Annotated in this window: 21 protein-coding genes; 12 read left to right on the top strand and 9 right to left on the bottom strand. The window is 70.6% G+C overall.

Features of this window, described 5'->3' with window-relative positions:
• Positions 1 to 110: 110 nt before the first annotated feature.
• On the top strand, positions 111 to 1316 hold the full coding sequence (locus tag ACFQV6_RS13080; protein ID WP_378027688.1) for a glycoside hydrolase family 18 protein: 1206 nt from the start codon (positions 111 to 113) through the stop codon (positions 1314 to 1316).
• A 9-nt stretch (positions 1317 to 1325) separates the two neighbouring features.
• Here the strand turns inward: ACFQV6_RS13080 and ACFQV6_RS13075 are convergent, their stop codons facing one another.
• From ACFQV6_RS13075 to ACFQV6_RS13050, 6 genes are all read right to left on the bottom strand, one after another.
• Positions 1326 to 2051 (bottom strand): LamG-like jellyroll fold domain-containing protein, encoded by a 726-nt coding sequence (locus tag ACFQV6_RS13075; RefSeq protein WP_378027687.1) that lies wholly within the window; start codon positions 2049 to 2051, stop codon positions 1326 to 1328.
• Positions 2052 to 2160: 109 nt separating this feature from the next.
• Positions 2161 to 2544 carry a RidA family protein gene (locus ACFQV6_RS13070; RefSeq protein WP_378027686.1) on the bottom strand — a complete coding sequence of 128 codons (384 nt, stop codon included), beginning with the start codon at positions 2542 to 2544 and terminating at the stop codon, positions 2161 to 2163.
• Between the two features lie 10 nt (positions 2545 to 2554).
• Positions 2555 to 3295, bottom strand: a complete 741-nt coding sequence (locus ACFQV6_RS13065) for a tetratricopeptide repeat protein (protein WP_378027685.1) — start codon at positions 3293 to 3295, stop codon at positions 2555 to 2557.
• Between the two features lie 73 nt (positions 3296 to 3368).
• On the bottom strand, positions 3369 to 4580 hold the full coding sequence (locus ACFQV6_RS13060) for a tetratricopeptide repeat protein (protein WP_378027684.1): 1212 nt from the start codon (positions 4578 to 4580) through the stop codon (positions 3369 to 3371).
• A 9-nt stretch (positions 4581 to 4589) separates the two neighbouring features.
• Positions 4590 to 5177, bottom strand: a complete 588-nt coding sequence (locus ACFQV6_RS13055; RefSeq protein WP_378027683.1) for a TMEM165/GDT1 family protein — start codon at positions 5175 to 5177, stop codon at positions 4590 to 4592.
• A gap of 246 nt (positions 5178 to 5423) precedes the next feature.
• Positions 5424 to 7049 (bottom strand): alpha/beta hydrolase, encoded by a 1626-nt coding sequence (locus tag ACFQV6_RS13050; RefSeq protein WP_378027682.1) that lies wholly within the window; start codon positions 7047 to 7049, stop codon positions 5424 to 5426.
• Between the two features lie 188 nt (positions 7050 to 7237).
• On the opposite strand from ACFQV6_RS13050, the gene ACFQV6_RS13045 reads away from it, so the two are divergent.
• Positions 7238 to 7735 carry a hypothetical protein gene (locus tag ACFQV6_RS13045; protein ID WP_378027681.1) on the top strand — a complete coding sequence of 166 codons (498 nt, stop codon included), beginning with the start codon at positions 7238 to 7240 and terminating at the stop codon, positions 7733 to 7735.
• On the opposite strand, the gene ACFQV6_RS13040 is transcribed toward ACFQV6_RS13045, so the two are convergent.
• Positions 7647 to 9281 (bottom strand): APC family permease, encoded by a 1635-nt coding sequence (locus tag ACFQV6_RS13040; protein ID WP_378027680.1) that lies wholly within the window; start codon positions 9279 to 9281, stop codon positions 7647 to 7649. The genes ACFQV6_RS13045 and ACFQV6_RS13040 overlap by 89 nt on opposite strands.
• Before the next feature lie 118 nt (positions 9282 to 9399).
• Here ACFQV6_RS13040 and ACFQV6_RS13035 point away from each other — a divergent pair, with 118 nt between their 5' ends.
• From ACFQV6_RS13035 to ACFQV6_RS13000, 8 genes are all read left to right on the top strand, one after another.
• The gene (locus ACFQV6_RS13035) at positions 9400 to 11691 is read left to right on the top strand and encodes a putative bifunctional diguanylate cyclase/phosphodiesterase (protein WP_378027679.1); all 2292 of its coding nucleotides are present in this window, start codon (positions 9400 to 9402) and stop codon (positions 11689 to 11691) included.
• 66 nt (positions 11692 to 11757) lie between these two features.
• Entirely contained in the window at positions 11758 to 12819 is a 1062-nt protein-coding gene (locus ACFQV6_RS13030; protein WP_378027678.1) for a glycosyltransferase family 2 protein, read from the top strand.
• A 4-nt stretch (positions 12820 to 12823) separates the two neighbouring features.
• The gene (locus ACFQV6_RS13025; protein ID WP_378027677.1) at positions 12824 to 13285 is read left to right on the top strand and encodes a GNAT family N-acetyltransferase; all 462 of its coding nucleotides are present in this window, start codon (positions 12824 to 12826) and stop codon (positions 13283 to 13285) included.
• A complete protein-coding gene (pseI, locus tag ACFQV6_RS13020; RefSeq protein ID WP_378027676.1) occupies positions 13278 to 14294 on the top strand; it encodes a pseudaminic acid synthase in 1017 nt (338 codons plus the stop codon). The genes ACFQV6_RS13025 and pseI overlap by 8 nt, the downstream gene beginning before the upstream one ends.
• Before the next feature lies 1 nt (position 14295).
• On the top strand, positions 14296 to 15852 hold the full coding sequence (locus ACFQV6_RS13015; RefSeq protein ID WP_378027675.1) for a hypothetical protein: 1557 nt from the start codon (positions 14296 to 14298) through the stop codon (positions 15850 to 15852).
• On the top strand, positions 15849 to 16835 hold the full coding sequence (locus tag ACFQV6_RS13010) for a hypothetical protein (RefSeq protein ID WP_378027674.1): 987 nt from the start codon (positions 15849 to 15851) through the stop codon (positions 16833 to 16835). Before ACFQV6_RS13015 ends, ACFQV6_RS13010 begins: the two co-directional genes overlap by 4 nt.
• A complete protein-coding gene (locus ACFQV6_RS13005; protein WP_378027673.1) occupies positions 16832 to 17896 on the top strand; it encodes a hypothetical protein in 1065 nt (354 codons plus the stop codon). The genes ACFQV6_RS13010 and ACFQV6_RS13005 overlap by 4 nt, the downstream gene beginning before the upstream one ends.
• Before the next feature lie 73 nt (positions 17897 to 17969).
• A complete protein-coding gene (locus ACFQV6_RS13000) occupies positions 17970 to 18170 on the top strand; it encodes a hypothetical protein (protein WP_378027672.1) in 201 nt (66 codons plus the stop codon).
• A 56-nt stretch (positions 18171 to 18226) separates the two neighbouring features.
• Here ACFQV6_RS13000 and ACFQV6_RS12995 read toward each other — a convergent pair whose 3' ends face one another.
• Together ACFQV6_RS12995 and ACFQV6_RS12990 are read right to left on the bottom strand one after the other, a co-directional pair.
• Positions 18227 to 18634: a hypothetical protein gene (locus ACFQV6_RS12995; protein ID WP_378027671.1), complete on the bottom strand. Its 408-nt coding sequence runs from the start codon at positions 18632 to 18634 to the stop codon at positions 18227 to 18229.
• Between the two features lie 30 nt (positions 18635 to 18664).
• Positions 18665 to 19078 (bottom strand): hypothetical protein, encoded by a 414-nt coding sequence (locus tag ACFQV6_RS12990; RefSeq protein ID WP_378027670.1) that lies wholly within the window; start codon positions 19076 to 19078, stop codon positions 18665 to 18667.
• Positions 19079 to 19176: 98 nt separating this feature from the next.
• On the opposite strand from ACFQV6_RS12990, the gene ACFQV6_RS12985 reads away from it, so the two are divergent.
• Complete coding sequence (locus ACFQV6_RS12985; RefSeq protein WP_378027669.1) at positions 19177 to 19842, top strand: helix-turn-helix transcriptional regulator; 666 nt, start codon at positions 19177 to 19179, stop codon at positions 19840 to 19842.
• Positions 19843 to 19909: 67 nt separating this feature from the next.
• Complete coding sequence (locus ACFQV6_RS12980) at positions 19910 to 21097, top strand: cytochrome P450 (protein WP_378027668.1); 1188 nt, start codon at positions 19910 to 19912, stop codon at positions 21095 to 21097.
• Positions 21098 to 21380: the final 283 nt, after the last annotated feature.

Genomic DNA, 21380 nt, shown 5'->3' with positions numbered 1-21380 from the left:
CACAGGAGTGCGCCCGCACCCCCTGGACGGCGCCTCGGACAGGTCCCACGTCACACCCGTACGGGGGAACGACGGGCAGGTGGCGGGGTTCAGCGGTTAGCTTCGTGCCGGTGCGTCTCCGGCCGGCTTTCCTCCTCCTCGTCCTCCTGACGGCAGTCAGCTCGTGCGGTTCCGAGCCGAGCCCCGACCCGCCCGAGCCGGATCCGGCGCCGCGGGTGGTCGCCGGCTACTTCACCGAATGGGGTGTCTACGGCCGCGACTACCTGGTCAAGAACTTGCGGACAAGCGGTGCCGCCGATCGGCTGACCCATCTGAAGTACGCGTTCGGCAAGGTCACCGGCGGCCGGTGCGCGGTCGGCGACGACTGGGCGGCACACCGGAAGCCGATCGAGGCGGCCGACAGCGTCGACGGGGTCGCCGACCTGCCCGCCGACCCGCTGCGCGGCAGCTTCGGGCAGCTCCGCAAGCTCAAGGCCGCGTACCCGCACCTCAAGCTGCTCTGGTCGTTCGGCGGGTGGACCGGTTCGGCCGGGTTCACCGAGGCGGCCCGCGACCCGGCGGCCTTCGCGGCGTCCTGCCGGAAGCTGCTGGACGACACACGCTGGGCGGGCCTGTTCGACGGTGTCGACATCGACTGGGAGTACCCGAACGCCTGCGGCCTGGCCTGCGACACCAGCGGGCCGGACGCGCTGACCCGGATGCTCGCCGAGCTGCGGACCGCGCTCGGGCCGGACGCGCTGATCAGCACGGCGGTGCCGGGTGACGTGAGCAAGCTCCGGGCAACCGACTACGCCGGGGCGGCCCGGTACGCGAACTGGCTGGGCGCGATGACCTACGACTACTTCGGGACGGCCGTCACGGCGAAGAGGTACACGACGGCGCCGCACTCGGCGCTGAGCGCGTACCCGGGGATTCCGCGGGACACTGCCACCACCGAGGCAACCGTGACCGAGCTGCTGAACCTCGGTGTCCCCGCGGAGAAACTGCTGCTCGGGGTCGGTTTCTACGGCCGGGGCTGGACCGGCGTGACGGGTGCCGGGCCGGGCGCCACCGCCACCGGGCCGGCGCCCGGCCGGTTCGGCAAGGGCATCGAGGACTACTACGTGCTGGCGGATCGGTGCCCGCCGACGGGAACGGTCGGCGGGACGGCGTACGCCCGATGCGGTGCCCAATGGTGGTCCTACGACACTCCGGAGACGATCGCCGCGAAGGTCGCCTACGCCCGCGGCCGCTCGCTCGGCGGCCTCTTCGCCTGGGAGCTCTCCGGCGACACCCCGGACGCCGGCCTGCTCACCGCGATGAGCGGCAGACCCTGACGGCCGGAGCTAGCCGATCCTCACCCAGACGTTGTCGAGGACACCGTTGAACTGGTCGTTGTCGCGGTAGGCGCCCTTCGCCCCGATGCTCAGCGGCTGGCTGTTGCTCACCGTGAGGCCGGCCGGTACGGCGGTCCGCCCGCGCAGAACATCGTCGACGTAGATCTCCAGGTTGGTGCCGCGGCGCTGGCAGTGCACCCGGTGCCACCGGCCGTCGGCGGTGGTCACCGCGCTGCGGGCGATCCGGATGGTGGGCCGCCGCACGTCGACCAGCACGCAGCTCGGCCGCCCGGCGGTGCCGTCGATCTGAAGCTTGTACTGGCTGCTGGTCCGGGAGTAGCCCTTCTGGAGGACGTTCTGCCCCTGGCTGGTCTGCGCCGGAGCGAGCAGCACGTCGGCGCCGTAGGCGATGTCGCGGGTGCCCGGGTTGAGGTCGGCGGAGGCGCTGCTCTGCAGGACCACATGCGGACACACGGTCGCGGTGCACTTGCCGGGGAAGGCGAGCGCGGTGCCCGGTCCGTGGGCGACCTGGCGTACCTGGCCGCCGTGGAACGAGAGGATCCGCAGGGTGTGCCCGTTGCCGGACTCGTCGATGATCGTCCCGGCCCGGCCGTTGAAGCCGTACCGCGCGATGACCGGCGGTGCGGCGGCGGCCTTCGGGTCCGGGGTGGGGCCGCTCGCCCGTACCGGTGCGGGGGCGACAACGGTCACGATGGCCAGAAGCGCAACGGACAAGCATGATCGCATGACCGAAATATTACGTAGAGCGTCATCTGCCCGTTTGTAAACCCGGCTGCGACCGTGCTGACAGTGGCCGCTGACGAAACCCTTACACCCATAAGGATTAGCGGCGAAGCCGCGCGTCCACCTCGATCTCGATCTTCATACGCGGGTCCAGGAGGCCGCACACCATCATGGTGGCGGCCGGCCGGACCGCACCGAACCATCGGTGGAGCACCGGCGCGCACTTCTCGAAGTCGGCCGGATCGGGCAGCAGATAACGGACCCGCACGGCGTCCGCGACCGACCCGCCCGCCTCGGCCAGCGCCGCCTGGATGTTCTGCAGGCACTGCTCGGCCTGCTCGGCGACGTCCAGGGAGATGGTCATCGTGCCGTAGTCGAAACCGGTCGTGCCGGAGACGTACACCCGGTCGCCGTCGACCACCGCGCGGGCGTAGCCGAACCGCTCCTCGAAAGCCGAACCGCTGAAGATCGCTCGTCGCTCCACGAGAAGCACTCTAGGGTCTGAACTCCTCGGGCCGGACCGGCTTGTTGTCGTCCTTGCGGCCGAACAGCTTCCAGCCACGCTTCTTCTTCTCGACCACCGGCAGCGCGTCGCCGTTGAGCACGTCCAGCCGGTGCTTGGCCACCGGGTTGCCGGGTTCCAGGCGCAGCGAGGTGAGCAGCGCCTGACGGGCCTGGTCGACGTGGCCGAGCGCCGCGAGCGCCACACCGTGCGTGAAGTAGTAGTGCGCCTCGTTCGGGTCGAGCCCGATCGCCGTACGCGCGGCCTGCTCGGCGTCGGCGAGCTGCCGGTCCGCGGCGAGCAGGGCCCAAGCCACCCGGTCGTGCCAGAGCGGGTTCTTCGGCTCCACCACGACGGCCCGGTACGCCATGCTCATCGCCTCGTCGTGCCGGCCCAGCAGGGTCAGCGCCCGGCTCGCGATGCCCAGCGGGCGGGGGTCGTCGGGAACCAGGTCGACCGCCCGGGTCGCCGCGTCCAGAGCGGGTTCCACCTGGTCGAGTGCCAGCCGTACCCGGGCCATCAGGATCCAGGCACCGGCCGAACCGGGGTTGGCGGCCAGCACCGGCGCCAGCATCTCGGCGGCCTGCTGCGGCTGGAGGTGTTCGAAGAGGGCCGCCGCACGGGCGACGCCCACCTCGGAGGGGTCGGCGAAGGCACGGGCCGGCGCGCCGGCGGGATCGGCATGACCGGCGGGTGCCGCCAACCCGGCGGAGGACTGGGCCAGGTCGGTCATCGGGCCGCTCCGGGAAGCACGGGGATAGGGGTCACGCGCTCTACTTCGGCAGGCGCGGACGAAAACTGAGGTTTCAGCGACTCGCACGCCGGCGGCGAACCACGATGAGCAGGCACACCGCGGCGCCCGCCAGGGCGATCGTCACCGCGGCCGGGCGCCAGGCCGGATCGGCGACCTCGGTGGCCGCCACGCCGGTGGCCACCGCGAGAAGGACCCCGGCGACCAGCCAGAGCGAATGGCTGGACAGGCCGCGCCCGCTCTCACCGGGCTCCTCCGCCGGCGCGGTCAGCAGCCGCACTGCGAAGCCCGCCGCGGTCGCCGTACCGAGCAGGACGCTCAACCAGCCGTCCGGCGCCACCACTGCCGAGAGCAGCAGGGTCAGGGAGACACCGGCGGCGATCGCGGCCACCCGCTGGCGGCCGTGCGCGAGCAGATCACGCAGGTAGCGGCGCAGCGCGGGGTCCAGCCGGGCGAGAAAGTAACCGGCGTACGCGGCCGGCGCCAGCGCCGCCAGCGCCGCCACCACCCGTGCCGCACCGGCCGAGTCGGAGGCCAGACGCCAGCCGATGTACGCGAGCAGCACCAGGATGATCGACGTGTAGACCAGGAACTGGCGCAGCGCGACGTCCAGCAGGAACCGGCTCGCCTCCTGGCGCGGATCCGCCCGCAGCGCACCGACCAGCCCGGACGCGCCCCGGGCGAGCCGGCTCAGCGCGAACGGGTGGTGGTGTACGACGTCGAGCGCGGCCAGCTCGTGCCGGGCCACCGCGTTGTCCGGCGCCAGGCTGAGCGCGTCCCGCAACGCCTGCCGGGCCCGGTCCAGCAGGTTGAGCTGCTTCATCACCATGGCGTAGGTGATCCGGAAGTCGGCCTCGTCCGGGTCGAGCCGGACCGCCTCGCGGGCCGCGTGCTCCGCCTCGACCGGGTGCCGGCCGTCCTCCAGCAGGGCCCACGCCAGGCGGTTGTGCCGGTAACCGTTCTCCGGCTGCCGCAGCACGGCCTCGCGCGCCGTGGCGATCGCCTCGTCGTGCCGGTCCAGCACGGTGAGCACCCGGCTGAGCGCACCTAGCGCGTCCGGCCAGTCGGGCGCGTGCCGCACCGCCCGCCGCGCCGCCTCCTCAGCGAGGGCGGGCTGCTTCAGCGCCAGTTGGGCGTGGGTCATCAGCACCAGCGCGGTGACGTCGTCGGGATCCGCGGCGAGGACCGGTCCGAGCAACTCCGCGGCTGCGGCCGGCTCGCCGCGGAGCAGCTGTATCCGGGCCATCTCCGACCGGGACTGCGACACGGCGTCTCCTTACCGAAGCTCGATCACACCCTCGGCGATCAACCAGATGCCGAAGATAGCGAACAGCGCCGCCGCACCGTACTTGATGACCCGTTCAGGCAGGTGCCGGCCGAGATAGCGGCCGACCACGATGGCGAGCGCGTCGGCGGCCACCATGCCGATCGTCGAGCCCACCCAGACGCCGAACCAGCCGTGCTGGGTGGCGAGGGTGATGGTGGCGAGCATGGTCTTGTCACCGAGCTCGGCCAGGAAGAACGCGCCGCCGACGGCGAGGATCGCCGAGCCGGTCGACCGTTCGGCCTTGCCCTTCTCGTCGTCGGTGAGGCTGTCGCCGCGCAGCGTCCAGGCGCCGAACCCGAGGAACGCGATGCCGGCGATCAGCGAAATCCAGCCGGTCGGGAGGGTGGCGCCGAGGCCGTACCCGATGCCGACCGACACGAGGTGGACCACAGCGGTGGCCACGGTGATGCCGATCAGCACTGGCAGGGTCTTGAAGCGTGTGGCGAACGTCATCGCCATCAGCTGGGATTTGTCACCCAGCTCGGCCACGAAGATGACCGCGAAGCTGATGGCCAGAGCGGCCAGAAAACCTTCCACAAACGTCTCCCGGTTGACACGGCCGGGAGGGGGCGCAGGGCGACCTCGACCCGGCCGCAAAGAAATACGGCCTGGTCGAAGGTCTCGCTCGCCTCAGGATCGAGGCTGTCCGGCCGGAGCCCGGAGACCGGGCTCAGCATGTCGACCGCGACATTGGGAGCTACTCCCCTTCGCGCCACCGAGCATAGCTCAAGGGCCCGGCGGATGATCCCCGCCGGGCCCTCGAGCCCTGTTGATCAGCCGGGATCAGCTGATGATCAGCCTCTGCAGCCGGAGCCGGTCGCCGAGGCCATCGGCCCGTCTCCCGGCCGGCACGCTGGAGGTGCCACCGGCGACCGGTGCCCCGGCGGCGGCCGGTACCGGCTTGGCGATCGCCGGGCACTGCTTGTCGGACCGGTTGGCCTTGTTGCGCCGCGGCAGGGCACCGGTGCCCAGGTAGTCGGCGATCGTGTCGTCGATGCAGGCGTTGCCGAAGAGCGACCCGGCATGCGTGGTGCCACCGACACCCTCGACCAGCGCGGACAGCGGGAAGCGGCGGCGCGCCTCGAGGCTGCCCGTGTACGGCGTGGCGGCGTCGAGGGTCTCGCTGATCAGCAGGATCGGCGGGGCCTTCTTGCCGTTCACGTCGACCGGACGGCCGGGCTTACCGGCCCAGTACCGGCACGGCGCGTTGTACCAGGCGTTGCCCCAGGTCTCGAACGGCGCCCGGTGGTGGATCCGCCAGTTGTCCCTGGACCACTTCTTCCAGTCGGACGGCCAGCGCGCGTCGGTGCACTGCACGGCGAGGTAGACGGCGTACCCGTTGTCGGAGCCGGCGCCCTGCGGGTGGTTCTCGTCGTAGAGCCGCTTCAGCGGCTGCGGGTCCTTGCGGTTCACCCAGGCCGAGAAGGCGACGGCCGTCGCCTCCCAGCCGAAGATGTAGTAGCCCGGCTGCAGGAAGATGTCGGTCAGCTCGGCGGGCCCGATCAGCCCGCCTGCCGGCTTGGCGGCCAGCGCGGTGAGCTGCCGGTAATAGAGCTGCTCCACGGCCTTGGCTGTCCGGCCGAGGTGGTAGACCGCGTCGTACTTGGCGAGCCAGGCGAAGTAGACCTTGATGCTGCGGTCGAACGCGACGTCCTGGTCGAGGTTGGAGCGGTACCAGACCCGGCTCGGGTCCACCACGCCGTCCAGCACCATCCGATGGACCCGTTCCGGGTATCGGGTGGCGAAGACCTGGGCGAGATAGGTCCCGTACGAGAAGCCGTAGAAGCTGATCTTCTCGGCGCCGAGGGCCTGCCGGATGCTGTCGATGTCGCGCACCGAGTCCTCGGTACGCATGTGGTCCAGCAGCGCACCGCCGGCCTTGGCGCAGGCGGCCGCGTACGCCTTGGTCCGGGCGTGCCAGACGTTCTCGATCGCGGGCGAGGTCGGTACGTAGACCGGACGGTTGTACCCGGCGTACTTGCCGTCACAGGCCAGCTTCGGGAGGCTGGCGCCCACACCCCGGGGGTCGAAGCCGATCCAGTCGTACGCCGCACCAGCGCCCTTCGGCACGTGCCCGCCGAGCGTGGCCATCCCCAGGCCAGGACCGCCCGGACCGCCCGGGTTCACCAGGATGGCGCCCTGGTACTTCGCGGCGGGAACGGTGTGCTTGACCCGCGAGACGGCCAGCTGGATCCTGGCCCCCGCCGGTTTGCGGTAGTCCATCGGCACGCTCACGAAGCCGCACTCCGCGCCCTGTGCCCGCAGCGGTGCGTCCGTGCAGGGGCCCCAGGTGATCGCTGCCGGCGCGTTGGCACCCCCGCCGCCCCGCGTCTCGGCATGTGCCGCGGTGACCGTGGCACCGACCGCGCAGAGCGCGACCGTGGTGGCCGCCGCCCAGAATCTTCTCATCTTCGCCCCTTGTGTCCGATTCACCCCTTATGTTGTGGGTGAATCGGCAACTTTCCACCCCTCCACGCCGGGGGTGACCCCTTATGAGGTCGTTTTCCGGGCAAAAACGCCGCCCGGCAATCGGCGTCAACCCGACGCGCGCGCCCGGAATGCCCACACACGGCCGATTCGCCTGGCACCATGCGACAATGGATGAGTTCTGGCTCCATCCGAGGTTGGGGACGGCAACTCGCGACGGCAGGGCACCCTGGCACTACCTCGTCGCGCTTCAGCACGCGGTGCAGACCCTGGACGCGGACCCGCGCTGGCAGCAGTGGTGGCACTCGTCCGGCTTCGCCGGCTGCGAGCTCGGCATCGTCACCGAGGGGCAGCTCGACCACCTGCGCCCCAGCGCCGACATCCGGCGCGTCGACGACCAGCTGCGCGCGAACTTCACCTGCGAGCTGCCGCCGGCCGAGTCGGACCCGGCCGAGCTGGCACGTCGTGCCAGCTCGGAGGTGCGGACGATGTTCGAGGTGATCAGGGCAGCGATGGCCCTCCCCGATCTGCCGCCGACCCCCGAGCCGTCGGCGCCGCCGCCGGACGCCGAGGTGCCGATCACCGAGCGGGGCCTGCCGTCCATCCCTCGTGAGCTGGAGCAGCAGGGCTATCTGACGTTGACTCAAGTTCAGCATTTTTTCGGTTGACGTCGACGCGTTCCGGCCGGTGGGCACCGGGTGAGCGCTGCCGCGGGACCTTGGCCTCGTCCGGCTCAGCCCGGACCGGCTCCTCAGGAGCTTCCGGCGTGATCACCACCACCCGGCCACTGAGACCGATACCCGCGTAGATCACCGGGTGCACCCCGCGGAGCAGGGCGGCATGAGCCAGCCCGACCAGCAGGCACGCGGCCAGCGCGCCCGGAACCAGCCAGACTCGCGCATATCCCGCGGGCAGCCCCAGCAGCGCCGGCAGATCGCTGAAGGCCAGGTATCCGAGGCTCGCCAGGGCCACAGTGGACAGAAGGGGCGCCGAAAAGCGGCTCCAGGCGCCTTCGCCCCCCGATTTCCGGTTCAGGTGCAGCAGCGCGGCCAGCGACATGCCTGCCAGCAGCACCAGGATGCTGAGCGCTCCGCCGGCGATCAGCCAGTGCGCGGTGCCGGCACCAGGATCGGCGCCGGCCGCGTAGGCACCCGCCAGGGCGGCGCCCGCGATCAGGGACTGGGTCAGGGAGGCCGCGCGCGGTGCGCCGGTACGCCGGCCGACATGCCCCAGTACGCCCGGGAGCACCCGCTCCCGACCCATCGCGAAGAGGTACCGGGCGATCGCGTGGTGCAGGGCGAGCAGGCCGGCCAGCACCCCCGTGCAGAACACCAGGCGGCCCAGCGTGACCGCCCACGGAGCGACCCGGTCGGCGGCCAGGTCGAAGAGGAGGTCGCCGCCTCGGGACTCGGCAACCGCCGTGACGAGCGACGGCCCCGCCGCGACGATCATCGACCAGGAGACTCCGCCGAGCAGCACGGCGACCATGACGACCGCCCCGTACCCGGCGCGGCCGGGGTGCCGGGTCTCCTCCGCGTAGGTGCCGGTGGTCTCGAAACCGGCGAAGGCCAGCACGCCGGCCGCGAGCAGCAGACCCAGCATCGGGCGGTCGATCGTGGCGGGGTCGGTGACGATCGACGAGGTGGTGACGCGGTCGGCGTACGGCTCGACGATGTTGGCGGCGGCGAGACCGGCGAGCACCGCCGCCTCGGCGACGGTCAGCAGGGCGATCACCCCGGCGGCGATCTCCACCCGCATGGTGCCGCCGAGCGCGACCAGGGCCCAGCAGGCAGCGGCGACCGCCCACCACGGCGCGGTGAGCCCGAACCAGCTCCGCAGCAGCGGGGCGGCGGCGGTGCCGGCGAGGGCGTAGAGACCGAACTGGATCGCCTGGTAGCCGGCGATCGCGAGCCAGGCGGAGGTCAGTCCGGCGGGGCGGCCGAGACCACGGGCGACGTGGGCGTACGCGGCGCCGGCGCTCGGGGAACGCTTTGCCATGGCCGTCTGACCAGCACAGAAGAGCAGCAGGACGCCGGACAGGGCGACGAACGTGAGCGGCACCAGCGGACCGGCTCCACCGGCGAGCGCGGACGGGACCAGGGTGACCAGGGTGACCACCGGAACTGCCGCGGCCAGGCCGAAAAGGGCGACGAAGGCCGCACCGATGCGGCCGGGGGCGAGGGCGGTCGGCGGATCATCCTCGGGCGTACCCACGGGTCCATTCAGTCGCACGGACCGCTTTTTGGCAACCATCCGTAATGAACCATTGACCGTTCGTGACCACTTTGGCATTTTCCTCAACTGGCCGCCCGCACCGCCGACTGCAACCACCGTGCTCCCCACCCAGCAACTGACGGAGTTCCTCACCGTCGTCGCAGATCGCCCTGACGAGGCCGCCGCTCAGCACGCCGCCGTCGAGTGCGCCGTACGCGCTCTCGACGCCGACCTGGCTGTGCTGATGGTCGACGGCGGGGTGGTCGCGGTCATCGGACCTCCCGCCGAACAGATCCCGGCGCACGCGTTCGCCGAGATCTCCGCGGGCCGCAGTGACGGGCTGACGATCGACGGCGACTTCTACGCCGTCGCCCTCACCCCGCTCGGCGCGACCTCCTCCGGCGTACTCGCCCTGGGCCGGCGCGACGGCGCGTTCAGCATCGAGGAGGTCTGCCTGCTCCGTGGCATGGCCCGGGTGCTCGAGCTGAGCCTCCAGTCGCTCCAGCTGATCGAGTCGGAACGGCGCCAGGCGGTGGAGAACAGCCGCCTGATCGACTCGTTGCAGCGGCGGCAGCGCCTCTTCGACGAGCTGAGCACCGTGCAGCGGGCGATCGCCCGGCGCGAGCCGCTGCGGCACATCCTCGACCTGATCACGGCGAGCGCCACCGAGCTGATGGACGTCGAACTGGCCGGCCTCACCGTGCTGGACGCCGAGGACCCGAGCCGGACCAGCCTGGTCGCGAGCCAGGGCATCCCGGAGGAGGGCGTGAACCGGCTCCAGCGGTTCCCGGTCGCCGCGCTCGGTGCGGCGGGACTGGCGATCATGGGGAACGAGCTGGTCGCCGTCGACGACTACGCCAACTCGCCGATCGCCATGCCGGAGGTGGTGCGGGCGAACCTCAAGAGCGTGATGGCCGTACCGGTGCACGAGAACAACGTGGTGATCGGGGCCATGTTCGCCGGCACTCACACCGGCGTACGCGAGTGGGACAAGCCGGCCCAGGAGATGCTGCTTGCCTTCGCCGAGCACGTCAGCCTCGCCATCACCGACGCGCGGACGCTGCGCGAGATGAACCACGCGTTCCACGACAACCTGACCGGGCTGGCCAGCCGCTCGCTGTTCGTGACCCGGATGGAGACGGCGTTCGCCACCGCTCGTACCGGCGGGGTGGCCGCCCTGCTGGTCGACCTCGACCGGTTCAAGGTGATCAACGACGCGCTCGGGCACACCGCCGGCGACCAGTTGCTGGTGGCGGTCGCCGAGCGGTTGCGGGAGTGCCTGCGTACCGACGACACCGCCGCGCGGCTCAGCGGCGACGAGTTCGCCGTGCTGCTGCCGGACATGGCCGATGTGGAAGCCGTCATCCCGGTGGCCCGGCGGATCGTCGCGGCGATGCGGGAGCCGTTCGATCTGGACGGCCGGGAGACGTTCGTCACCTGCAGCATCGGGGTGGCGTACGGGGAGAACGGCGACGAGGACTCCCAGGAGCTGCTGGTCCGCGCCGACCTGGCCATGTTCGAGGCGAAGAAGCAGGGCAAGGACCAGTTCGCGATCTTCGAGCCGGCGATGCGCGAGTCCTTCCAGCGGCACCTGGAGATGGAGGTCGACCTCCGCCGGGCCGTGCTCCGGCACGAGTTCGAGCTGCGCTTCCAGCCGATCGTGCGGCTGCGCACCGGGGAGATCTCCGGCCTGGAGGCGCTGGTCCGCTGGCAGCACCCGGATCGCGGGCTGATCCCGCCGCTCGACTTCATCCCGCTCGCCGAGGAGACCGGCATGATCGTGCCGATCGGCGAGTGGGTGCTGCGGGAGGCCTGCCGGCAGGCGGCCGGGTGGAACGCGAAGCGCGGCGGTGACCAGCCGCTGACCGTGAGCGTGAACCTCTCCGCGGTCCAGCTGGAGCGTGCCGACCTGCCCACCGTGGTGCGCTCGGCGCTGGAGGAGAGCGGCCTGCCGGCCGCTTGCCTGGTCATCGAGCTGACTGAATCGCTGATCGTCGATCACCGCCCGGAGACGCTGCGGCGCCTGGAGAGCATCAAAGAGCTCGGGGTACGCCTCGCGATCGACGACTTCGGCACCGGTTACTCGTCACTGGCGTACCTGCGGCGCTTCCCCGTCGACATCATCAAAATCGACAAGTCCTTCGTGGACGACGTCGGCGACATGCCGGCCGCCACCGCGCTCACCCTCGGCATCATCCAGCTGGGACAGGCTCTCCAGCTCTCCACGATCGCCGAGGGCATCGAGGACGCCGGACAGCTGAGCGAGCTGGCGGACGGCAACTGTGAACTCGGCCAGGGCTACTACTTCGCCGAGCCGCTGACCTCGGAGGCGATGCACGAGCTGCTGTTCCCCACCGGCGGCGGGAAGACCGAAGGCACCGGCGGCGGGGAGACCGAAGGCCAGAATTGACTGTGACGTAGATCCCCGACAACTCCGGTTCCCCCGGGGTTCACATCCACGGCCGACGGTGGCCACATGGATGTTCTGCTGACCGTCGTAGTGCCGGTCTACGCGGTCGAGGGCTACCTCTACCAGTGTCTCGAGTCGATCCGAGCCGGGCTGACCGCGGAGGAGAACGCGCGGGTCGAGGTGATCGCTGTCGACGACGCCTCGCCGGACGCCTGCGGCGCGATGCTCGACGGGTACGCCGAACGCCACGGTGACCTGCGGGTCCTCCACCTGTCGAGCAACGTCGGCCTGGGCCTGGCGCGCAACGCCGGCCTGGCCGAGGCCCGTGGCCGCTACGTCTGGTTCGTCGACAGCGACGACTGGCTGCCCGCCGGCTCGGTACGGGCGGTGCTGGACCGGCTCCGGGAGACCGAACCGGACGTCCTGCTCGTCGACCACCTGCGCGTGCACGAGAACGGCCGGCTCCAGCCCGACGCGAGTTCACCGCTGCTCTCCGGGCCGCCGACGCTGACGCGCCTGCTCGGCGTACAGCACACCGCCTGGAACCGGGTCCTGCGCCGGGAGTTCCTGGCCAAGCACGACCTGCGTTTCCCGCCCGGCTGGTACGAGGACGTACCGTTCAGCAACCCGGTCCTGCTCGCCGCCGACCGCGTCGACGTGCTGAACCGGGTCTGCTACCACTACCGGGTCGGCCGGTTCGGCGCGATCACCGCCACCCGCAGCGACCGGCACTTCGAGGCTTTCGAGCAGTACGACCGCTTGCACGCCTGGCTCGACACCATCGGCGTCGACGCGGCCCTGCGTACCCGAATGTTCGCCTTGATGGTCAGCCACCTGCTGGTGGTGGCCGGCAACGAGGCCCGGGTGCACCCCCGCCGCCGCCGTTCGTTCTTCCGGAAGATCGCCGGGCTGTACCGGCGGCACCGCCCGGAGGGCTATCTGCCGCCCGGCGGCACTCCCGGGATCAAGCACCGCCTCGTCGCCGCCAACAGCTACGCCATGTACGCGGCGATGCGAACCGGGTACCGGGTGGCCGGGCTGCGGCGCCGGTCCACCGAACGGACACCTGTGGTTTCCCGGGACATCCCCTCACCGCAACAGCCCGTCCGAACCACCTCCCTACGTTGACGGCGTGCTACGACCCGCTCTCGACTCCGACCGCGACCTGGTGCTGGGCTGGCGCAACCATCCAGCCGTCCGCGCGGTCAGCCTCACCACCCACGAGATATCGCCCGCGGAACACGCCGCCTGGTGGGCGGCACGCAGCGGTGACGTCCTGATCTACACCGAGGACGGCAGCCCGGCCGGGGTGGTGATCTTCAACGGCGGCACGTGGTCGTTCTACCTCGACGTCGAGGGGCTCGGTCCACGGCTGCTCCCGGCCTGGATGCGGCTGGAGAAGGAGGCGGTCGAGTACGCGTTCGGCACGCTCGGCCTCGAATCCCTCGGTGGCGAGACGCTCGCCGACAACAAACAGGTGCTGGCGCTGCACCGGCGCTTCGGTTTCCGGGAGACGCGCAGATATGAACGGCTGATCGACGGAGTGACGAAGACGGTCGTCTGGACAGAGCGACAGAGAGAGCGAAATGAGTAAATCCAAGCCGTACATCGTCGCGGAGATGTCGGGCAACCACAACGGTTCCCTCGACCGGGCGCTGCAGCTGGTGGACGCGGCCGCCGACGCCGGCGCGGACGCCATCAAGATCCAGACGTACACCGCGGACACCATGACCGTGGACGTCAAGCACCCGCGCTTCCAGATATCGGCGGGCCACGACCTGTGGGGCGGTGACTACCTCTACCAGCTCTTCGAGCGGGCGCACACGCCGTGGGACTGGCACCAGCCGATCTTCGAGCGCGCCCGCGAGCGCGGCATCACCCCGTTCTCCAGCCCCTTCGACCGAACCGCCGTCGAGCTCCTGGAGAAGCTGGACGCGACGATGTACAAGATCGCCTCGTCGGAGATCACCGACCTGCCGCTGATCCGGCTCGCCGCGTCGACCGGCAAACCGATCATCATCTCCACCGGCATGGCGACGCTCCGGGAGATCACCGCCGCGGTCGAGGCCGCACAGGGCGCCGGCGCCACCGACATCACCGTGCTGAGCTGCACGGCGTCGTACCCGGCACCGCCGGAGGAGACCAACCTGCGGCGCATCCCGGTGCTCGCCGAGGCCCTCGGGCTGCCGATCGGGCTCAGCGACCACACGCTCGGCATCGGTGTGCCGATCGCCGCTGTGGCGTTCGGTGCGGTTCTGATCGAGAAGCACGTCACGCTGGACCGTACGGACGGCGGGGTGGACTCGGCGTTCTCGCTCGAGCCCGCCGAGCTCGCCGCCCTCGTTGTCGAATCGGAGCGGGCCTGGCAGGCGCTGGGCACCACCCGCATCGGCCCGACGGAGGCGGAGAAGGAGAGCCTGCGTTTCCGGCGCTCGCTCTACGTGGTCACCGACGTCGTCGCGGGCGAGCCGGTGACCGAGGAGAACGTTCGTTCCATCCGGCCGACCGGCGGCCTCGAACCGGATCAGATCGGCACCGTGGTGGGCCGGGTGTTCCGTACCGACGCCGCCAAGGGCACGCCGCTGACCTGGGATCTGATCTGACGTGCACCTGCAGGCGAACAAACAGGAGTGGAAGCACTTCCTCAGCGCGGCCGAGGTCTTCTGGCAGAAGAACCTCCCGCCGGTCGAGGACGACGCGGTCATCCTGGTGGAGGCGTTCCACCAGGACCTGCGGGTCACGCTGCGGAACCTGGCGGTGGCCAACGCGATCCGGATGATCCGGCCGGCCCGGATGGTGGTCTTCACCGGCGTCGAAGACGGGTGGCACAAGACCCTCTGGAAGGGCTTCGACGTCTCGGTCGTCCGTGAGTTCGCGGAGGCGTACGGCGCGTCGGAGACCATCGACGTCTGGGACATCGTCCGCGGGTCGGACGCCGAGCCGTCGTTCGACGTGTCGCAGAACATCGCCGCGACCGACGCCCGGCTCGCGAAGCTGCCGCGGTTACGGGAGAACCCGCCCGCCGACCGGGTCCGGTACGGCAACGGCCTCGCCGCCTTCTACGAACAGCAGTTTCGGCAGAACGTGATCGCGCTGGTCACCAGCCACGTCGACTACGACCAGTGGGGCCTCGCGGTGGACGTGGCCCGGCGCAGTTCGGTGCCGGTGATACACACTCAGCAGACCGGGTGCCTCAAGGCGTACGCGCTCTTCCCGGAGCACGACACCGGCACCGGCACGTTCCGCGAGGAGCTCACCCGGCAGATCGGCGACCTGTTCGAGAACCAGGTCTGGACCCGCCGCGAGGAACTGCACCGGGTGACCGAGCTGATCGCCTGGCGGGCCAAGGTGAACCTGGGCCGCCCCAGCTGGTGGCGGGGCGGCACGTCGGCGTCGGTCGACCTGAGCAACCCGGCCGAGCGCGCGGTGCTGCGCACGCACGCGGCAGCACGATTCGGCCTGAACCCGGACCGGCCGATCGTGGCGGTTTTCAATCACGCCGTCTCCGACGCGCTCGGCACCAACCGGGAGCTCTTCCCGACGCTTGCCGACTGGTTCACCGAGACCGCCGCCTGGGCCGCCGCGCACGACGACGCCCAGTGGCTCTTCCTCGACCACCCCAGCCAGGCGCTTTACGACTCGACGGGCTTCTTCGGCGAACTGTCCAAGAAGCACAAGAAGGACAAGCACCTGATCTTCCGGCCGAGCGCCGCGATCAGCAAGAACGCCCTGTGGAGCCTCACCGACCTGGGCGTCACGGTGCGGGGCAGCGTCAGCAACGAGCTTCCCGCGTACGGCATCCCGGTGATCCAGGCCGGCTGGTCCGAGTGGAGCTCGTGCGGCCTCTCCACAGTGGTGGACTCGCAGGACGCCTACTTCAAGACGCTCGACGAGAGCATCCGGGCCCTGCGCGACGGTGCCGAGCTTGTCACCGAGGAGCAGGTGCGACGCGCCCGCCTCTGGCTGTGGCTCTACCGCAGCGGTTCTGACGTGGTCACCCCGCACGTGCCGCAGTGGGAGGTATGGCCGGCGAACACCCTGCTCAAAACCATGCGGGCCACGTTCCGGCACATCGAGAGCGACGCCGACCCGCTGTTCAGCACGGTGGAGCGGATGTGGACCCGGCGAGAGCCGCTGCTCACCAGGACCGCTCTCTCATGAGCGTCGGTTCCTGGTTCCGGACCGATTTCGACGAACCGCACTCGCCCGCCACACTGCCGCTGAACCTGACCCGCGGGTTCGACCCCTCGGTCACGATCCTCGACCAGGTGGTCCGGGGTCAGGGCATCGTGGGCCGGGTCACCGGCGAGTTCGGCGCGGTCGCGGTCAAGATCAACGGGACCGGTCGTCCGGTTCGGGTCACCGTCAGCATCGGCCTGGACGAGGTCGCCACCCGCTGGTGGGCCGACCGCGTCCGGCCGTCGAGGCTCGCTCCGGAGCTGCCCCGGCTGGTCGCGGTGCGTGCTCAGGGCCGCATCCGCGGCGCCGCCGTGCTGGCCCGGCGTCAGGGGTGGCGGGGTGCCGCGTCCGCCGAGGCCACCCTCTCCTTCGACCTGACGGCCGAGGAGATGGACAGCAACGGCCTGCTCATCGTGGAACTGGCGGAAACCCCGCATCCGTCGTGGGCGGGCGGGCGGTTGAGCGCACGCTCCGCTGTCGGTCTGAGGTTCAACACCATTGGGGTACGGGACCAGCCGTCACCCGCACCAACCGAGGGATCGACCGGCCACTCCGGGTGCGACTTCGCCGTCATCCAGCCCGGTACGTCGCTCGTCCACCGCCTCACGACGAGTGGGGTGCCGATCGCCCCGCCGCTCCCGATCTCGCCCCGCAACAGGCTGACCAGGCGTAAGCCGGCACGTGCGGTGTTCAAGCTGTCCCGGGCCGCCCGGCGGGTGGCGCTGCGGGCCGTACCGCACCGGGCCGGGGAACTGGACGACATCCTGGCAGCCGACGTGATCACCGGTAGGCCGGTGGAGCTCACTGTCGTACGGAAAGATGACGGTGCTGAAATCCGCCTGGCCGGACCAACCGACAGCCCGATTCTGATCGGTTCGGCGAAGGCGCAGCCGACGCTCTCCTGGCGCCTGGCCCCGGCTCCGAAGGTGCCCGCTCTCGTATCGGAAGGCGCGGAGCTGCGATGACCCACCGCCCGGCACTCGGGATCGACCCGGTGGCGAACCACCGGATCCTCCAGAACCTGCTCGACACGCGGCCACCCGGCAAGCTGGAGCTGCCGCCGGGCCGGCACGTGCTCGCGGACGGCCTGCGGGTGCCGGGCGGATGGACCCTGGCCGGATGGACTCTGACCGGCGCCTCGGCGACCGGCACCGGAAGTGGCGCCCCGGCTGCCGGCACCGGACGTGGCGTCCCGGCGACCGGCACCTGGCTGGTCGCTCAGGGTCGCACCGGTCACCCGGTGTTGCACGTGCTCGGGTCGGACGTCTCGATCAGCGACCTGGGCCTGCGGCCGGCGCCGTCCGACCCGGGTGAGCACGGCGGCGATCGCGGCACCGGCCTCACCATCGGTGAGTATCTCTACCGCTCGGAACCCGAGTGGATCCAGGGCGTCGACGTGCGGCGGGTGCACGTGGATCATGGAGACCTGCGCACCGCCAACGGCATCGGCGTGATGGGTGCCGTGCGCGACGTGGCTCTGCACGACGTCACCGTCACCGGCGGCTACACCGGCCTGGCCGTGCACTGGGGCGCCACCGGGGCCGACGTCGCCTCGATCACCGGGCCGACCTTCCACCCGAACCGGCTCACCGTCTCCGGCCTGCGAGTCCGCAACGCCGTCGAGGGCTTCTACCTCAGCTCGGTCCACGACGTCCGCGTCACCGGCGCCCGCCTGCACGACGTCGAGATGGGCTTCCGGCTCCTGCCCGGCGACAACACCGATCGCTTCGTCTCCTCCCCCTCGTCCTCCTCCGACGTCGGCGCCCGCATCGCCATCAGCGACGTCTGCGTGCGCTGGTCGGGCCCGCTCTACGCGGTCCGCCTCGCCGGCTGGGGCCGCAGCGAGGTCGACGGCCTGGTGAGCGTCCTGACCTACCGCGACGTCACCGTGCGCGACTGCCACCTGATCGGCATCGGAACCGGCGACGCCTGGTCCCCCGTGACCATCGAACGCGCCACCGGCGTCGAGCTGTCCGGCATCCACGTCGCCACCACCCCGTCCGACGACTGCTGCCCTCTCGCCTAGAAGAGCAACACGAGGCAGTCAGCGCTACGAATATGCTGTTCGCGCTGTATCGGAGCAACCGTTGGAGGCGACGATGACCAGCCGGCCCATCACTTTTGTGGGCACCGAGGCCGCACAGACACGCATCGCCCGGTTGCGGTCGCGGCGCGGTGCCGCCGAACGGGTCAACAGCATCCGCGCCGAGATGGCCGAAGCCGATCGTGCCTGCGCCGAGACCTCGCGGCAGTCGCCACCATCGCGGGGCGCGACATCGGAGGGAATCGCACCCCACTGAGTCAGGCGCTGCGCGCACCCCAGACCTTGCTGGATCGTCGCCGAACGCCGCCGGGTTCAGCAGGGGTATGGGGTGATGACGTTGGCGTTGCTGGGGGCGGATCTGTTGCCGGCGGCGTCGACTGCTCGGGCTGTGACTGTTTGGGGGCCTGGGTGGGTGAAGTGCAGGGTGCCCCACACGGCTGGGCTGGTGCCCGGGTCGGTGAGGGAGCCGAGGCGGGTGCCGTCGGCGTACACCTCGTAGGTCAGGGCGGACTGCGGCGTCACGTTGTCGGTGGATCGCTGGATTCCGATGGTGAGCGGTAGGCAGCCGCCGGTCCATCGCAGGCCGGAGGCGTACAGGACAAAGGGTTTGGTTGGGGGTGTTCTGTCGACCGGCGCGGCCAGTGCGGGCGCACTCACGGTCGCCGCCGACAGGAATCCGGCCAGCGCGATGGACGATGTCCGGATGAGGTGTCGCGTCATGGTGCTCTCCCTTGCGGGCAGGCGGAGGGATCAGCGGGGTGAGGCGGCCAGCCGTGCGAGCGCGAGCGCTCCGACGAGCAGGCCGAAGTCGCGGAGTGCCACGTCGTAGTAATCGCCGAGGATCAGCAGGTTGATGATGATTCCGGCGAGCCACGCGGCGACCACCAGGGCGCCCCAGCGCGGGCGGATGGCGACGAGCAGGCCGGCGAGGATCTCGATGACGCCGATGGCATACATGGCCTGCTGCGCGGTGCCCGGGATGAGGCTGTCGGCGAACGGTGCGAGATAGCCGGGCCAGTCGGTGAGCAGGTTGAAGAACTTGTCCAGACCGAAAATTATCGGCGCGATGGTGAACACGGTGCGCAGCAGCAGGAACGCCTGCCTGGCCGGGTCGCTGTAGCGGGATCCGGCGACCGCTGTCGGTTCCACCCTTGTCGTGGCCATGATCCATTCCCCTCTAAAGTACGCGGCTACGGTATTTAGAAGGAAAGTAGGCGCCGGACTGTTCTAAAGTCAACGCTCGCGTCATTTACAGTTGCGGAATGGCACACCGAAGCCGGGCCGCACGGATCGCCTCCGTGGCGGCCCTCGACGACACGACCACCCGGGCCGTGTTCGACTTCGTCTCGACCGCGGCCGGCCCGGTCGCTCGGGACGCCGCCGCGGAGGCGCTCGGCGTCAGCCGCCGCATCGCCGCCGCCCACCTGGACAAACTCGCCGACCAGGGGCTGCTGTCGGTGGAGTTCCGCCGGTTGCACGACCGCACCGGCCCGGGCGCCGGGCGGCCGGCGAAGCTGTATCGCCGTACGGCGGACGAGGTCGTGGTGTCCGTTCCTGATCGCCGCTACGACCTGGCGGCGAATCTGTTGGCGGCGGCGGTCACCGAGGCGATCGATTCCGGGGCCGGCGTCGAGGAGATCGTGCATCGGACCGCGTACGAAGCCGGGCGCGAGATCACCGCGAACTCCCCGGACCTCCTCTCGGCGCTGACCGGCACCGGGTTCGAACCGCACGGAACCGACACCGGGCTCGTACTGGCCAACTGCCCGTTCCACCGGCTGGCCCGCCAGTACACGGACCTGGTGTGCGGACTCAACCTGCACCTGCTGCGCGGCATGACCGACGGTGCCGGAGCCCCGTACCGTCCCGCCCTCGACCCCGCACCGGACCGCTGCTGCGTGCGCCTGCTCCACGACTCGAACCGATGACGGCATTCTGCTCTTGGTAACCCGTGCGGCACACTCGGTGACACCTGCACACGACAGGGGGCTCCGCATGCCGTTCCTCAACGTCGTCGATCCGGAGTTCGACTTCACCGCGCCGGAGGTGATGGCCGCCCAGTCCGCGAGCTGGTACGCCGACAGCCCACTGGGTCCGCTCGTGCTGCGGTACGCGGAGGCCGCCGAACTGCTCCGCGACCGTCGGCTCGACCACGGCGGCGACGACTACCTGAGCCGCAACGGCATCACGTCGGGGCCGATCTACGACTGGTGGGTCCCGATGATCGTCAATCGGGACGGCGCCGACCATCGCACCCTTCGCGGCCTCGTCAGCCGCTCCTTCACGCCCCGGACCGTCGACCTGCTGCGGCCGTTCATCCGTGCGACGGCCGAAAAGCTGTGCGACGAGATCGCCGAATCCGGTGGGACGGAGTTCGTCGGCGCCTTCGCCAACCGGCTTCCGCTGACGGTCATGAGCGAGTTGCTCGGTGTGCCCACCGCGGACCACGAGAGATTCCGCGTCTGGTCCAGCGACATCGGCCTGATCTTCGCCCTGGCCACCGGCGGCGACACAGCGGCACGCGTCGAACGGGCCGTCGCCGGCCTGACCGGTTACATCGACGCGCTGATCGACGAGAGGACGAAACACCCGGCCGACGACCTCATCTCCGCCATGGTCGCCGCCTGGCAGGTCGAGGGGACCGTCACTCGCGAGGAACTGCGCAACCTGTTGGTCACGCTGGTCTTCGGGGCGCACGACAACACCCGTCATCAGTTCTCGAACATGATGGTCACCTTCGCCGAACACCCCGGGCAATGGACGCTGGTGCGGGACCGGCCGGAGCTGGCCGAGAACGCCGTTGCCGAAGCGATGCGCTGGCGGCCGTCGGCAGCGAGCCTGTTCCGACGCGCCGCCGAGGACTTCGATTTTCGTGATCTGCCCATCGCCGCGGGGACCTTCGTGACCATGGCAGTGCACACGGCCCAGCGCGATCCGCGCGCCTATCCCGGCGGGGACACCTTCGACGTCACTGCCGTCCGCGAGGCCCCGCTGCTCCAGTTCGGCGCCGGCCCGCACTACTGCCTCGGTGCCGCGCTGGCCCGCGCCGAACTGGCCGAGGCCCTTCCGGTCCTGGTCCGCCGTTTCGGGCCGCCGGTCATCGCCGGAGACGTCCCCTGGCGGCCGGCGCTCGGCACCCACGGTCCGGACGCACTACCGCTGCGGTTCCCGCGGCCGGCCTGACACCCGTCCGGCCGGCCGGCCCGGCAACCAGCTGGCCCCCAGCGCCGTCTCCCCGCCCCCGACACAGCACCCACACCCAGCCGGATCACCGCGGCTGGCTCCAGGTGCCGTCTCACCGCCCCCGACACAGCACCCACACCAGGCCGGATGTCCGGCCGTCGCGCGGGTCCGAGACGAGGGATTTTCGTCACTCAGCGCACCCACATACCACGTTCTCAAGATCGTCGCCTAAAGTGGACGGACAACACGCTCTGGTACGAGAGCGCCCGGATCCGGCCGGGGT

It is taken from the genome of Actinoplanes sp. GCM10030250, assembly GCF_042666575.1.
Lineage (GTDB): Bacteria > Actinomycetota > Actinomycetes > Mycobacteriales > Micromonosporaceae > Actinoplanes.
Note: the sequence above shows the minus strand (reverse complement) of the source record. Positions and strands in the feature narration are given on the sequence as shown.

Coding starts and splice junctions, on each gene's coding strand:
- ACFQV6_RS13050 (WP_378027682.1), bottom strand. CDS start 7,049: ATGAGAAGATTCTGGGCGGCGGCCACCACGGTCGCGCTCTGCGCGGTC.
- ACFQV6_RS12995 (WP_378027671.1), bottom strand. CDS start 18,634: ATGACGCGACACCTCATCCGGACATCGTCCATCGCGCTGGCCGGATTC.
- ACFQV6_RS13010 (WP_378027674.1), top strand. CDS start 15,849: ATGAGCGTCGGTTCCTGGTTCCGGACCGATTTCGACGAACCGCACTCG.
- ACFQV6_RS13030 (WP_378027678.1), top strand. CDS start 11,758: ATGGATGTTCTGCTGACCGTCGTAGTGCCGGTCTACGCGGTCGAGGGC.
- ACFQV6_RS13045 (WP_378027681.1), top strand. CDS start 7,238: ATGGATGAGTTCTGGCTCCATCCGAGGTTGGGGACGGCAACTCGCGAC.
- ACFQV6_RS13065 (WP_378027685.1), bottom strand. CDS start 3,295: ATGACCGACCTGGCCCAGTCCTCCGCCGGGTTGGCGGCACCCGCCGGT.
- pseI (WP_378027676.1), top strand. CDS start 13,278: ATGAGTAAATCCAAGCCGTACATCGTCGCGGAGATGTCGGGCAACCAC.
- ACFQV6_RS13000 (WP_378027672.1), top strand. CDS start 17,970: ATGACCAGCCGGCCCATCACTTTTGTGGGCACCGAGGCCGCACAGACA.
- ACFQV6_RS13005 (WP_378027673.1), top strand. CDS start 16,832: ATGACCCACCGCCCGGCACTCGGGATCGACCCGGTGGCGAACCACCGG.
- ACFQV6_RS12985 (WP_378027669.1), top strand. CDS start 19,177: ATGGCACACCGAAGCCGGGCCGCACGGATCGCCTCCGTGGCGGCCCTC.
- ACFQV6_RS12980 (WP_378027668.1), top strand. CDS start 19,910: ATGCCGTTCCTCAACGTCGTCGATCCGGAGTTCGACTTCACCGCGCCG.
- ACFQV6_RS12990 (WP_378027670.1), bottom strand. CDS start 19,078: ATGGCCACGACAAGGGTGGAACCGACAGCGGTCGCCGGATCCCGCTAC.